Below are 13,889 nucleotides of genomic sequence, written 5' to 3'. Positions count from 1 at the left end.
CGAAGCGGCCTGGCATCGCAATATCGCCTTCGTCGCGGCCGATTCGCGCAATTGCTCCGCATCGGATGCGGCCGGCATTGCGTCGATCGATCAGATTTCCGACGGCGGCAACGAGCAACCTGGCGGGTCGCCCGATGGCGCACCCCGTGCACGCGGAAGATGGTTTTCATTTCTCGGTGCGGGTGCAATGGTTGCGGTCGGATACATGGACCCGGGCAACTGGGCTACGGCGCTCGGCAGCGGCGCCAAATACGGCTATCAGTTGCTGAGTGTCGTGCTCGCTGCGAGCGTAATGGGGCTGGTGCTGCAGTGGGTGGCATCGAAGCTCGGCGTCGTGACCGGCCGCGATCTCGCGCAGTTATGCCGCGCGCACTACAGCCGCCGCACTACCATCTTTCTCTGGATCACCTGCGAAATCGCGATCATCGCATGTGATGTAGCGGAGGTCGTCGGCAGTGCCGTCGCTTTGCAACTGTTGCTCGGCGTATCCCTCATCGTCGGCGTGTTGATGTCCGCCGTGGGAACATGTGCAATGCTGGCGCTTCAGAGCCGTGGTCAACGTCCCTTGCAGATCGTCATTTCACTGCTGATATTTTTCGTTGGGCTGTGCTTTGTCGTCGAAATCGCGCTTGCCAACCCATCATGGGGCGGCGTGCTCGCTGGCTTCGCACCGTCGCCGGCACTCTTGCGAGACGCCGGGATGGTCTGGTTTGCCGCCGGCATTCTTGGCGCTACCGTCATGCCGCATAACCTCTATTTGCACTCGGCGCTGGTGAAGGAGCACGCACGAGATGGAGATGACAAGTCCATCTCCGACGCCATGAGGGGCGTCAACATCGATACGTTTGGCTCGCTCAGCGTGGCGTTCACGGTCAACGCAGCGCTTTTGATCGTGGCTGCGGCTGTGTTTCATGCCAGCGGGCATGATGACGTAAGCGATCTTGCGGATGCCCATCGCCTGATTGCGCCGCTCGTCGGCAGTAGGTGGGCAAGCATAGTCTTCGCGGCTGCATTGCTTGCTTGCGGGCTGAACGCAACCGTGACCGGCACGCTAGCCGGGCAGGTGGTGATGGAAGGCTTCCTGAAACTGAAGAGCACACGGTGGATGCGTGCGCTTCTGACGCGTGCGCTCGCCATGGGGCCTGCATTACTTGCGGTCGGGGCGTTTGGCGAACATGGATCAAATCAATTGTTGGTAGCAAGCCAAGTGGTGCTGAGCCTGCAGTTGCCGCTTGCAGTCATTCCGCTCATCCGTTTTTCATCGGATGCCGGCCTCATGCGCCATTTTCGTATCGCGCGCATGCCGCTTGCGCTGGCATGGGTGTGCGCCGCAATGATCGTATTGCTAAACGCTGCGCTGATATGGCAGTTGGCGACGGGCGCTTGAGCCCGGCCGATCGTTCCGACTCGTTGCCAACCATTCTTTCTCGGCTAACTACGGCCACCGTGTGGGTTGCGATAGCAGCCTGAACTGGCATATCGATCTCAAGGGTTATTAGATGAGCAAACTATATCTTCGCGAGCCTTCATTGCTCCGCGAACAATGCTATTTGAATGGGGAATGGCACTCAGCCGATAGCGGTGAAACGTTTCCCGTCGAAAATCCCGCAACAGGCGCGGTCATTGCATATGTGCCGAGGATGGGCGTAACGGAAACGCGGCGAGCTATCGATGCGGCCAACGCCGCCTGGCCGGCTTGGCGCAAACTGACTGCCAAGGCCCGCGGGGGCATCCTGCGCGCCTGGTTCAACCTGATGCTCGAGCATCAAGATGACCTCGCAATGATCCTCACTACGGAACAGGGCAAACCGCTGAACGAAGCGAAGGGCGAGATCCAGTATGCGGCGTCGTTCATTGAGTGGTTTGCCGAGGAGGCGAAGCGTGCGTATGGCGACGTCATCCCGACGGTTGCCAACGATCGGCGCATCCTGGTTGTAAAGGAGCCTATCGGAGTTTGCGCGGCGATCACGCCATGGAACTTCCCAGCCGCGATGATCACTCGGAAGGCCGGGCCGGCGCTTGCGGCAGGTTGTCCGATGATCGTCAAACCCGCGGAATCGACGCCGCTCACGGCTTTGGCGCTTGGGGTGCTGGCCGAGCGCGCGGGTGTGCCCGCGGGCGTCTTTCAGGTCATTACCGGCGCGCCGCAACAGATCGGCGATGAGCTCACGGCGAATCCTATCGTCCGCAAGGTTTCCTTCACCGGCTCGACACGCGTAGGCGCACAGCTTATGGCGCAGTGCGCGCCGACCATTAAAAAGCTGTCGTTGGAATTGGGCGGCAATGCGCCATTCATCGTATTCGACGACGCGGATCTCGATGAAGCGGTAGCCGGCGCAATCGCGTCCAAGTTTCGCAACTCAGGACAAACATGCGTGTGCACGAACCGCTTTTATGCGCACAGCGATGTGTACGAGGCGTTTGTCGGCAAGCTGACGGAGGCGGTGGCGAAGTTGAGGGTGGGATTGGGCACGGAAGAAGGCGTGACGCAAGGGCCGCTCATCAACGAAGGTGCCGTAGCAAAAGTCGAATCTCACATCGCAGATGCTTTGTCGCATGGCGGCCGGATTGTGACTGGCGGTAGGCGGCATGCGCTCGGCCACGGCTTTTTCGAACCCACCGTCATTGCCGATGCGACGCCGGAAATGAAGGTTGCGCGCGAGGAGACGTTTGGTCCTTTGGCCTCCGTGTTCCGCTTTCGGTCGGACGATGAAGTTGTGCATCTCGCTAACAACACGGAGTTTGGACTTGCTGCGTACTTCTACAGCCGCGACATCGGTCGCATCTGGCGCGTTGCGGAAGCGCTCGAGTACGGCATGGTAGGGATCAATACCGGTTTGATTTCCAACGAAGTCGCGCCGTTCGGCGGGGTGAAACAGTCCGGGCTCGGCAGAGAGGGCTCGCACTACGGTCTGGACGAGTATTTGGAGACAAAGTACCTCTGTATGGGTGGCGTGTAGCTTCTCGACGTCGATAGAGGCGCAGAGCCATTCTCTGCTTTACCCGTCTTGTGGTGGTACAGCGACATTGCCTTGGTCCGGTTTGGCCCAAGGCATTTTTTTTGTCGCCGCGCTGCTGGACGTCGCTTCCGCTGTGGTGGATTTTCGTCGTATTTGGCAGGCGACCTGCATTCTTTCATCGTCGTTCAGATTCGCTTAAAACGTATGCTGGGTGGGCTTCCATCGGGATTCTCCTTATTCGGCGATGGCTTGACACGTCAAAAATATACAGGCAGACTGATCATTATGGCGACGACACATCGCCGGGAGGAAACATCATGACGACGACATCATTTTGTCGGGAGGAAACACTATGACGACGGCAACACTTGAGCGGCCGGAAGTTCGGGACAACCAACTCGATCACGTTGACATCAAGGTGATCGATACGGATGTCCACGTTGAACCGCGCTCGTTCGAAGAACTGATCCCTTACTTGGATGCTCCATGGCGTGATGTGCCCAATCTCATCGCCAGCGTGCCGTTCAGCCGCCCGACTTATCGGACGCTGGAGGGTGGCGGCCGCAAGGATGCGTATCCTAAAGTTGGCGACATCGGGTCCGATCCGGACATGGTCGGACAGCAGATGTTCGTCGACGACCCGACCGACTACGCCATCTTGCTGCCCTGGAGTTTTCGAGGCTTCACCGTCGACCCGAAACTCGATACGGCGCTGGCGAAGGCGGTGAATAGTTGGTTGGCCGATACCTGGCTCAGCAAGTACAACGCCGAGAATCGTTATGTGGGATCTATTTCCATTTCGATCGACGATCCGGTGGGAGCCGCAAAGGAAATCGACAAGTGGGGCGAGCACCCCGGTTTCCGCCAGGTGGTGATCGGCCATTACGGCCCCCGCCCCTTCGGTCACCCGATGTACGACCCGATTTGGGAAGCGGCGGCCCGGCACAATCTGCCTATCGCCATGCACTTCCGCGGTGGCGCCACGCAGCCGCTCGGATGGACTTCCACGGGCCCGCTGCAATACTTCGTCGAGTACCACTCCCTCATTGCGCCGATGGCATATGGGGCACACCTGGCCAGCTGGATTTGCAACGGTGTTTTCGACCGGCATCCCAACATGAAGGTGCTGTTCATCGAAGGCGGCTTTCTGTGGTATCAGCCGTTCGTGGATCGACTCGAGCGCCATTGGAAGCAGACCGCGCAGGAACTCGGGCTGAAAAAGACGCCGCATCAGTACGTGCGCGACCACATTCGTTTTGCAACCCAGCCGATCGAAGAGAACACGGATCCGCACAAGATCGCGGCCCTTTACGTGGAAGCGAATGCCGAGGAGCTGGTGATGTTCTCCAGCGATTACCCCCACTACGACTACGATCCACCGAGCAAAGCGCTCCCGCGTTCGCTGGACGCCGAGATCAAGAGACGAATCATGTATGAGAATGCCCGAGTGATCTACGATTTGCCGAAAACGCGTCCGGTAGACCGGTTCGATCTGGCTGGAGGTGCGCGATGATCATCGATTGCGCTATCCACCCCGTCCTGGGCAACGTCGAGTTCAATCGTGCGATCGGCTCGCCATGGAATTTTCTCAAGTTGCCGCCGCTTTTCGGCGAGAAGTACCGCGCTCCGTTCGATCAGATGACGGTAGCGCCCGATGAGGCCACGAGCCCCGCGGCGGTTGCCGAGCATCTTCGTCGCGCGGGCGTCGATTACGCCGTGTTGAGCCCGACGACGCGTGGATACTGGCCGAACCCGCAGCAAGCGGCAGCGGTTGCGCGTGCGGCCAACAACTTGCTCTTCAAGAAGTGGCTGGAAGCTTCCGAGGCGGACGGTCGATTCCTCGGCTCGATCCGTATCGCACTGAACGATACCGATACGGCACTGCGTGAGATCGATCGCTGGGCCGACGATGACCGCTTCGTTCAGATCGTCGTGCCGGCGCGCGCGCTGGCGACCTACGGCGAGCAGCGCTTCTTTCCGATCTGGCGTGCCGCGGCCGAGCGAGGCCTCGTCGTATTCGTCCACGACGACTTCTCCACGCTGATCGAGCCGCCGCCCTCGCAAGTCGGTTTCCCGAGCTTCTTTGCCGAAGACCATGCCTTGCGTCCCATGGCGTCGATCGTGCAGCTGACCAGCTTCATCGTTGCCGGTGTCTTCGAGCGATTGCCGCAGTTGCGTGTGGTGTTCGGTGATCTCAGCGTACACGCGGCGCGTTCACTGGCCATTCGCACGGACAAGGATTGGCAATCCGATCGAGTCGAGGTGCCTTGGGTGAGCGACGACCCGACGACGTACTTGGAACGCCACGTCCGCTTCGTGACGCAGTCCGACGACGAAATCTCGCCGCATAGCACGGCAGCAACCGGAACGATCGGCGGGGATAACGCCTCGCTCGTCGTTTTCGGCAGCCGCTACCCCTATTGGGACGGGGCAAATGCGAAGGACGTGTTCCCGACGTGGTCGGAAAAGGACCGGGCTCGTTGTTTCGCCGATAACGCGGCGCAGTTCTATCCGCGTATCGCCTCGCGAGTTTCGGCCGAGCTGAGCTCGTGACCGGCCAAGACTGAACAGGAAACAGGAGACAGAAAATGAAGTTCGTAGTGGGTGCAGTGGACGATCTTCCGCCCGGCGCGTCGACGATTGTCTATCCGGACAAGGTCAAGAGCGGAATCGGCGTATTCAATGTCAACGGCGAGTTCTACGCATTGAAGAATACCTGCCCGCACATGGGCGGCCCGCTTTGCAAGGGCCACGTGCGAGGCACGTCGGAGGCGGCGTTGCCGGCCGATGGTCTGCCGGAAACGCACTGGGTGCGCGACGGCGAGGTCGTATCGTGTCCTTGGCATCATTGGGAGTTCGAGATCAAGACCGGCCGGACGATCTTCAAGTCCAATCAGAAAGTGCGCAGCTACCCTGTGTCGATCGAATCGCCGGAAGAGTTGGAGCGCCTGAAAGCCGGCGTCGAGACGGTGCCGGTTTCGATCGAAGGCGCCGCGGTTGTGCTCGAAATCTGACAGGCCTGTCGGTTGGTCGGATGCACTTTGGCGGACGGGGTACGTTGCAGGGCAACTTTTGCCCCGTCCGCTCATCAAGGAACGGTTATGTCTGAACGCGACTTCGAACTTGTGATCGCCCGTAAAGATGTGGTGGCGGCGGGAGTCGTTCGCCTTACATTCACGCGCAAGGATGGCGCGGAACTTCCCTCCTGGGAGCCTGGCGCTCATATCGATCTCCGGTTTGCCTCGAAGGGGGCGGAATATGTGCGGCAGTACTCCTTGTGTGGCCAGATTGCGGATCGACGTCAATGGCAAGTGGCAGTGCGGCTTGCACCCGACAGCCGCGGAGGCTCGGCTCATATCCACGAAGCATTGGCGGTGGGGGATACGGTCGATGTCACGGGACCTCGCAACAACTTTCCGCTCGTGACGGCACGTCATTACACGTTCATCGCGGGTGGAATCGGCATTACTCCGATTCTGCCGATGATCGTCGATGTCTGCGCATCGGGCGCGGACTGGAGTTTGTTGTACTGCGGCCGCTCGGCAGACTCGATGCCCTTTGCTGAAGAGGTTCTCGCGCTCGGGGCCGGCAAGGTCTCGCTTCATACGAGCGACACTCGAGGTGAAGCGGATTTGCCCGCTCTGATCGCTCGGATGCATCCCGAAACAGTGCTCTATTGTTGCGGGCCGGAGTCGATGTTGCGCACGATCGATGAGCAGTGCTCGACATGGTCGGAAGACCGGGTTCACGTCGAGCGGTTTTCTCGACGAGAGGATCGCGCGGAGGGCGCCGGCACTGCATTCGAAGTCGAGTTCGCGCGCAGCGGCGTGGTCGTGACGGTACCGGCAGATCGCTCGATCTTGGAGATGGCCGAGGAGAACGGCGTAGACATCGACTCGTCGTGCCAGGAAGGGGTGTGCGGTTCATGTGAAACCAAAGTGCTCTCCGGCATACCCGACCACCGATGCTCGGTGCTCAGTGACAAGGAGCGCGCTGCGGGCCAGACGATGATGGTGTGCGTGTCGAGGTCGTGTTCGGGCCGATTGGTTCTCGATGCATAGCGAAACGAAGTGAGCGTTTAGGACCCCGTATTGATCCAAAAGCGCGCGGCATGTCGGTCGGAAGCGCAGATAGATTGACGAACGGTTGGTGTTCGACATGCATGCGCGAATCGGATAAATCATTGAAAGATTAGGAGTGCTAATGATGAACGAAATGGCATCGAAAACCGGCGAATCGTCCGAAGCCGAAGCCCTGCCGCGCCACCGGCAGATTCTGCAGGAGTCGGGGCCGGCAGTAGGCCGGATTGCTGGAATCAACCACCTTGTCATGTTCACGCACGACATGAACGAAGGGGTGCGGTTCTACCGGGACGTGCTCGGAATGCGTGTGGTGCGAACCCAGCGCTTCGCGACCACCGCCAAGGGCTTGCGTTCCGCCGCACATCATTCTACGGGAGCGGGCGCGCGCGACGAGTTCGACAGCTCCCCGATTGCGGTGGATATCACGGTTCGTCAGGTGTTCTTCGAAATGGGCAACGGAGAACTGTTCTCTCTGTACGAGGCGCCCACCGTGTCTGGGCGTCCCGATGCTCCGGTCAGCTCGGTTCTGTGGCCGTCCGCTAGCAAGCAGCGGTGGAGTCGTCCAGTCCAGCCTCAAAAGCTGGACCATCTCTCTTTCGATGTGCGCTCGCATGCCGACGTCCTGTGGTTCAGGGACCATTTGCTCTCGCAGGGTATTCCGGTATCCGAGGTATCCGAACGGCGCGGGGTGAACAACACGCATCGATTCATTTCCTCCATCTACTTCTCGGATCCCAGCGGCAATCCGCTCGAGATTTCGTCGTTCGATGCTTCCGACGCAGCGTGGCAGTCGTACGACTTCTCGGACTGGTTCATCGACGAGAATCCCGTGTCCGCGCTTCTCGACGGTGCGCCGGACGACGCGCACGCGCTTGCGCCTCATTGGGTCCGGAAATCGGCTGAGTGAGGACGGCCATGAACTTCCAAGAGGTCACCGGCTGGGGCGAAGATACTTGGGAGCACGATGTCACTGGCGTTGCGGTCGATTCGCACGATCGCGTTTATGTCCTGCGACGTGGCGACGATCCCGTCACCGTGCTGAATCCCGACGGAGCGGTGCTAAATCGTTGGGGAAACGGTTACTTCTCCAACCGTCCCCACCTCATTTCGATCGGCGACGACGATACGGTCTACGTAGCCGACGATGGCGGCCACCGAATTTTCGTGTTCGAGCCGACCGGGCGCCTTTTGGAAACGATTGGCAGCGGTATTCCATCCGAGACGGGATGTGAAGCCGGAGCGGCCAGCGCAGAGGCCGCGCTTGATCAAATCCGCGGGGGGCAACCCTTTAATCGCCCTACGAAAGCGGTGCCCTGGCGCGATGGCGAGCTATTCGTCAGTGACGGCTACCGGAATTGCCGCGTTCACCGTTTTTCCGCCGAGCGCCAACTCATGCATTCCTGGGGCGGCCCAGGGGCTGGTCTAGGTTGTTTCGTCATACCGCACAGCGTCACGATTGATGCAGATGGCCGTGTTTTCGTGTGCGACCGCGAGAACGATCGGATACAGATCTTCTCCCGCGATGGCGAGTTGCTCGACGTGTGGAACGACGTGCAACGCCCAACGGATGTAGCATTCGATCGACGCGGGTACGTATACGTAAACGAGCTTCCACGCGGTCCGTTGGACCTGAAGTCGTGGCGGCTCGGACGGGCGGAGCGAGCGTTGCCCGGGCGTGTAACGGTCCGATCGCCGGACAGCACCATTGTTGCTCAAGTGATCTGTCCGGGCGTTGAGTTCCTTGCACCGCATGCGATTGCGGTTGATTCCAAGGGCGCCGTCTACGTGTCCGAAGTACCCGAGTCGTTTGCAAATTACACTGGAAAGCCCCATCGGCCGCATCGATGTTTGTGGAAGTTCGAGCCTCGATAATGGGCGTAGCCGGTTGATCGGCTGATCAATTGAACTGTGTGGCAGCACTTATGTTGGAGGAAGCGACCATGATCAAAGTAGGTGACATAGTGCCGGACGAGCGCCTGTTCGAGTTCGTCGAAGTAGCGACCGAAGGCTGTGCGGTGGGACCGAATGCGTTTTCGGTGCGTGAGCGGCTCGCGAGCAAACGCGTGGTGATTTTTGGATTGCCGGGCGCATTCACACCCACGTGTTCCGGTAAGCACGTTCCTGGCTACGTCGACGCGGCGGCGGAATTGTCGGCAGCCGGCATCGACGAACTCTGGTGCGTTTCCGTCAACGACGCATTCGTCATGAGCGCGTGGGGGCGCGATCTTCGAACGGCCGGCAAAGTGAAGATGATCGCGGACGGCAGCGCGGCGTTTACTCAGGCACTCGGGCTGGACCAGGATTTAACTGCGCGCGGCATGGGAATCCGCTCCCAGCGCTACGCAATGGTGGTCGACGACGGGGTGGTCAAGACATTAAATATCGAAGCGCCGGGCAAGTTCGAAGTCAGCGACGCTCGTAGCATTCTGGCAACGTTGCGTTAGGGAAAGCGGGTTTAGCCGAGGGGAGTTGAAAGGGGCCGCTATCGAGATCCGATGAAGCGGCCGGTTAGATCCCCGCGCCCTAGGCGAATTACTCGCGCGTGTTGATGATTTTCTTAATAAGCGTCAAGCCTTGATGCAGGTCTTCGCGTTCCTTTTCGGTGAGCTGTTCAAGGATCACGGAGGTCAGCCAATCTTCCCGCACCGCAAAAATGTTCTCTAGGGTCTTGATGCCCTTGCGTGTCAGTTGGATGAGCACGGCGCGACGGTCGGTCGGGTGCGGTTTGCGCCCGACCAATCCTGCCTTTTCCAGCGCTTGAACCGTCAGCGACATCGACTGAGGGCGGACACGCTCGGCCGCTGCGAGATCGTTGGTGCTCATCGCGCCTTGCCGCTGGAGGTGACCCAGCACGGTTAGCTGCGACAGCGGGGGGCCCGATTCGACCCGGATAAGCCTAGCCCCGCGTCCTAAGGTCTCGCGAAGGTCGAACGCGAGCTCGGCGACGGAAGCGAGTTCGGCAACGGAATTTCGATCAACGTTCATATGTAAAAAGGCTCTACGTCGTAGGTACGGGCTGCTCTGTCAACGTCGTCAATGTAACACAGGGCGCCTGTATACCGGCGACGGCACGCAAGGTTATCGGTTGCGGAGTGATCGATACGAAAACGGATGCAGCATTTGGGCCTTTCATTTCTGATTCAGTCCTTCGTCAGCCGCCGAAATTCGCGCACTCATGGGAACCCGTTTATGACCGAAAGATCGGTGAATATGGATGCTGATAGTTCCAGCTACTGGCAGCGTAATCTTGCGATTTGCCTTTTGGGTTCGTTTGCGACCGTCTTCGCGATGACTGTGGTTTTGCCGTTCTTGCCGATCTATGTCGAGCAGCTCGGCGTCAAGGGCCACGCGGCGATTGTGCAGTGGTCCGGTATCGCTTATGGCGCCAACTTTCTTGCCGCGGGGCTGATCGCACCGCTCTGGGGCCATCTCGGGGATCGTTTCGGCCGCAAGCCGATGCTGATAAGGGCGAGCTTGGGGATGGCGTTGACTATCCCTCTCATGGGGTTTGCGTCAAATATATGGCAGTTCGTCGGGCTGCGATTCTTGGCGGGGATCGCCGGAGGCTACGCGTCCGGCGCCACCATTTTGATCGCCGTCCAGACCCCTAAGCATCGCGTGGGATGGGCGCTTGGGTTGCTTGCATCCGGAGTGATGGCTGGGAATCTGCTCGGCCCCCTGGCGGGCGGGTCGCTGCCGTCATTGATCGGCATTCGGGCAACATTTTGGGCGGCCGGCGCGATGATCTTCATCGCCTTCGTTGCGACAGCCCTCTTCGTGCGAGAAGTGACGGTCAAAGCGGAAGTCGCATCGGAAGCGCGCAGCGGAGGGTGGTCGCAGGTGCCGCATAAGGGCGTCGTGATGGCCATGCTTGCCACTGGCCTGCTTCTCATGATTGCAAATATGTCGATCGAGCCCATCATCACCGTATATGTCGCGACCCTGGTGAAAGGGCCTTTGGTTCTTCACGCCGGCGGTGCCCGGAATAGCGGCCACGTTACCTTCGTTGCCGGTCTCGTCATGGCCGCAACTGCACTCGGGAGCATTGCCTCCGCGTCTCAGCTCGGTAAGGTGGCTGATCGGGCCGGGCATTCGAAGGTGATCATCTTGGCGCTCATGGCGGCGGGTGTGCTGCTGGTGCCACAGGCTTTCGTGACCAGCGCCTGGCAACTGATCGTGCTGCGCTTCCTCATGGGGCTTGCGCTCGGCGGCCTCCTTCCCTGTATTGCCGCTGTGATCCGGCACAACGTACCGGATCACTTCGTTGGCGCCGCCTTGGGCTATTCGTTGTCCTCGCAATTTGCCGGCCAAGTGACGGGGCCGCTGATCGGCGGCTTCGTCGGCGGCCAGATCGGCTTGAAAGCGGTGTTTTTCGGAACCAGCCTTCTTCTGCTCATCGGTGCAGCGTTCAACTGGAAAGCTGTTGGATTTTCCGCGCGCGACCAGGCATCCCTTCTTTCCACCTAACAGAGGTCTCAATGTCACTGCCGCTTTCTATCGATCCCCATACGTCCGCGCTGCTTCTGATGGATTTCCAAAGTTTCGTTCTCGACAATTTCTTGCCGCCAACCGCGGCGAGCGAGGTGGTCAGCAATGCGTCAAAGCTGCTGGGCGCGGCGCGTAAGGTCGACATGCTGACGATCCACGTCACGGTAGGATTTCGCCCCGGGTACCCCGAGATCAGTCCACGCAACAAGCTGTTTTCCGGGCTGAAGAAAAACGGTATGGCGGCTCTCGGTAGCGAAAGCACAAAGATCGATAGCCGTTTGTCGCCTCTCAACTCCGAGCCGGTCGTCGTCAAGCACCGGATTGGCGCCTTCTCTTGTACCGATCTGGAGCGATTGCTGCGCGCGCGGGGGATCGACACGCTCATCCTTGCGGGCGTGACGACCGCCGGCGTGGTGCTTTCCACGGTGCGGCAGGCTTTCGACCTCGACTACGCCCTGGTCGTTGCCAGTGACGGATGTATGGACCCCGACGAACAAGCTCACGCCTTTGTGATCGAGAGGGTGCTGCCGCAGCACGCGAACGTGTTATCGGCGGATGGCATTGTGAGCGCGGTGCGGCCATAACGAAATTTCGCTCCTAAGAGAAACGTCGATCACATGCTTCTGTGTACATCGCGTACGCGCGACAGGAGGCGTTCTTTCGATCGACACACTGCGGCACTTAAGTACATTCCCTTACATACGCTTCGCACATATGCAGGCAGACTGATCACATGATGTACAGGGAGACTGATCATTTGGAGATGCGGTGATGCACTGCATATACCGCGCCTATTGGCCAGCTATTCTGTCTCTCAGATGAGCTTCGACGGGACCGATGCGTTCCTCGTCAAGCATCGCCGCAGTTCGTGCCGATCGTATCCGCGAATCACACGACCCGTTGACCCTTCGAAGGTTCAGTAGTTGATTACAGATGAGGAGACAATTGAAATGAGCGATCCCGCAGCAACCAATCAAAAGCTCGAGTCCGCGCTCGGTGATCCACCCACAGGCCGAGGTCTATCGCGTGCGGGTCTGATCGCAGCGCTGCCTATACTTGCGATCGTGATGGTCGGCATTGCGGGACATGCGACTTCTTCCCTCAAGCCTCTCATCATTCAAGCCTTTGTGCAGTCCGTTGGCTTCGGCAAGGCGACATCCGGATATCTCCTGACAACCGAGATGATCTCGACGAGCGCGGGGAGCATCCTGGCGACGGCGTTTCCGTTTGCACTGCGTCGGCGCCCGTATTTGTTCTTTGCCCTCGCCATGATGATGCTGGCTAATCTGCTCAGCATCTCGTTCAAGGGCGATCCTGGTGTTTTGCTCTACGGATTGCGCTGCCTATCGGGCTTGGGCGCGGGCTTCGGGCTCGGACGTCTGGGGATTCTGATTGCGCTGTCAGGCCGTCCCGGAAAGACCGCGGCGTTGTACTCAACGAGTACGCAGCTTTACGGGGCCGCTGCTGCGTTCGCCATGCCGTTCATCATTCGACTGTGTGGTTCCAATGCCATCTTCGTTATCCTTGCTGGAACGGTTCCGCTCGCCCTGCTGCTGATCGCATGGGTTCCGGAAAGCAACGAGCGGGTGACGAAGGCGAAGGTGATTTCGTCTGAGAAAGTGCAGGCCCTGGGTCTGGGCGAGAAAGTGGTTCTCGCCATAGCATTCGGAGTGTTTTACCTCGGCGTAGGAACCTTCTTTCCCTTCATCTCGGTCCTCGGCGAGACGTCCGGGATTGGGCATACGCAGATGTCCTCCCTGCTGGGTTGGGGAGCCATTGTTAGTGCGGTGGGATCTGCGTCGGCGGTTTTCTCGGGCGACCGTAAGGCATCAGCGCCAATCATCACCCTGTTTTTTGTTGTGCTTTGCCTCTCGGTCGTAATGCAGATCGTCGCCCCACGATCGCTGTTCATTTTCATGGCTTCCGTCCTGCTCTTTTCCTTGGCGTATTGGGTCATCAATCCGATGATCCTCGGCGTGATGTCAAAACTGGATACGACGGGGCAGATGAACGGCGTTTATTACATTGTGGCTGTTGGCGGCATCTCCCTCGGACCGGCTTTAGCTGGCTGGCTCCTTAGTCACGAGAGCGATCAATTCGCGAGCACCCAGTTCCTTAGAGCAATGAGCGTTTCGCTGCTCGCAGTCGCCTCGGCAGTCCAGATCTACTACGCATACCGCGCACGACGCCTGCCGGACTAAACCCGACGGATGTGCAAGTGCGCCCGCTGATAGAACCGCGGCGGACCATTCAGGCGAAGTACGAGTTCAATTTTTTGTGCCTCCGCTTCGCCTTCAAAAATTTAGTAGTACTAAATATTAATGCCATAGGCTGACGGCATCGATATAAAAACCCCCAT

General features: G+C 59.3%; 13 protein-coding genes. 12 read left to right on the top strand and 1 reads right to left on the bottom strand.

Annotated elements, in window-relative coordinates; all coding sequences use genetic code 11:
* The first annotated feature begins 85 nt into the window (after window positions 1-85).
* The 9 genes from DWV00_RS02710 to DWV00_RS02670 all read left to right on the top strand — a co-directional run bounded on the left by DWV00_RS02710 (window position 86) and on the right by DWV00_RS02670 (window position 9,486).
* Window positions 86-1,387 (top strand): Nramp family divalent metal transporter, encoded by a 1,302-nt coding sequence (locus DWV00_RS02710; protein ID WP_245964720.1) that lies wholly within the window; start codon window positions 86-88, stop codon window positions 1,385-1,387.
* 112 nt (window positions 1,388-1,499) lie between these two features.
* Window positions 1,500-2,960 (top strand): NAD-dependent succinate-semialdehyde dehydrogenase, encoded by a 1,461-nt coding sequence (locus DWV00_RS02705; protein ID WP_115531955.1) that lies wholly within the window; start codon window positions 1,500-1,502, stop codon window positions 2,958-2,960.
* Window positions 2,961-3,312: 352 nt separating this feature from the next.
* Window positions 3,313-4,473, top strand: coding sequence for an amidohydrolase family protein (locus tag DWV00_RS02700; RefSeq protein WP_115531954.1), 1,161 nt, complete (start codon window positions 3,313-3,315; stop codon window positions 4,471-4,473).
* Entirely contained in the window at window positions 4,470-5,513 is a 1,044-nt protein-coding gene (locus tag DWV00_RS02695; RefSeq protein ID WP_115531953.1) for an amidohydrolase family protein, read from the top strand. The genes DWV00_RS02700 and DWV00_RS02695 overlap by 4 nt, the downstream gene beginning before the upstream one ends.
* 35 nt (window positions 5,514-5,548) lie before the next feature.
* A complete protein-coding gene (locus tag DWV00_RS02690; RefSeq protein WP_115531952.1) occupies window positions 5,549-5,974 on the top strand; it encodes a Rieske (2Fe-2S) protein in 426 nt (141 codons plus the stop codon).
* A gap of 27 nt (window positions 5,975-6,001) precedes the next feature.
* Window positions 6,002-7,021, top strand: coding sequence for a PDR/VanB family oxidoreductase (locus tag DWV00_RS02685; protein ID WP_245964685.1), 1,020 nt, complete (start codon window positions 6,002-6,004; stop codon window positions 7,019-7,021).
* Between the two features lie 142 nt (window positions 7,022-7,163).
* On the top strand, window positions 7,164-7,949 hold the full coding sequence (locus tag DWV00_RS02680; protein WP_245964684.1) for a VOC family protein: 786 nt from the start codon (window positions 7,164-7,166) through the stop codon (window positions 7,947-7,949).
* Window positions 7,950-7,957: 8 nt separating this feature from the next.
* Window positions 7,958-8,914, top strand: a complete 957-nt coding sequence (locus DWV00_RS02675; protein ID WP_115531950.1) for an NHL repeat-containing protein — start codon at window positions 7,958-7,960, stop codon at window positions 8,912-8,914.
* A gap of 68 nt (window positions 8,915-8,982) precedes the next feature.
* The gene (locus tag DWV00_RS02670) at window positions 8,983-9,486 is read left to right on the top strand and encodes a peroxiredoxin (RefSeq protein ID WP_115532244.1); all 504 of its coding nucleotides are present in this window, start codon (window positions 8,983-8,985) and stop codon (window positions 9,484-9,486) included.
* A gap of 88 nt (window positions 9,487-9,574) precedes the next feature.
* Here the strand turns inward: DWV00_RS02670 and DWV00_RS02665 are convergent, their stop codons facing one another.
* On the bottom strand, window positions 9,575-10,027 hold the full coding sequence (locus DWV00_RS02665) for a MarR family winged helix-turn-helix transcriptional regulator (RefSeq protein WP_115531949.1): 453 nt from the start codon (window positions 10,025-10,027) through the stop codon (window positions 9,575-9,577).
* 225 nt (window positions 10,028-10,252) lie between these two features.
* On the opposite strand from DWV00_RS02665, the gene DWV00_RS02660 reads away from it, so the two are divergent.
* The 3 genes from DWV00_RS02660 (at window position 10,253) to DWV00_RS02650 (ending at window position 13,731) form a co-directional block, all read left to right on the top strand.
* The gene (locus DWV00_RS02660) at window positions 10,253-11,509 is read left to right on the top strand and encodes an MFS transporter (protein WP_115532243.1); all 1,257 of its coding nucleotides are present in this window, start codon (window positions 10,253-10,255) and stop codon (window positions 11,507-11,509) included.
* A gap of 11 nt (window positions 11,510-11,520) precedes the next feature.
* Window positions 11,521-12,114 carry a cysteine hydrolase family protein gene (locus DWV00_RS02655; protein WP_115531948.1) on the top strand — a complete coding sequence of 198 codons (594 nt, stop codon included), beginning with the start codon at window positions 11,521-11,523 and terminating at the stop codon, window positions 12,112-12,114.
* A 366-nt stretch (window positions 12,115-12,480) separates the two neighbouring features.
* Window positions 12,481-13,731 (top strand): MFS transporter, encoded by a 1,251-nt coding sequence (locus DWV00_RS02650; RefSeq protein WP_115532242.1) that lies wholly within the window; start codon window positions 12,481-12,483, stop codon window positions 13,729-13,731.
* Window positions 13,732-13,889: the final 158 nt, after the last annotated feature.

Source organism: Trinickia dinghuensis (genome assembly GCF_003367175.1).
GTDB lineage: Bacteria > Pseudomonadota > Gammaproteobacteria > Burkholderiales > Burkholderiaceae > Trinickia > Trinickia dinghuensis.
This window is presented reverse-complemented; position numbering and strand designations above follow the sequence as displayed.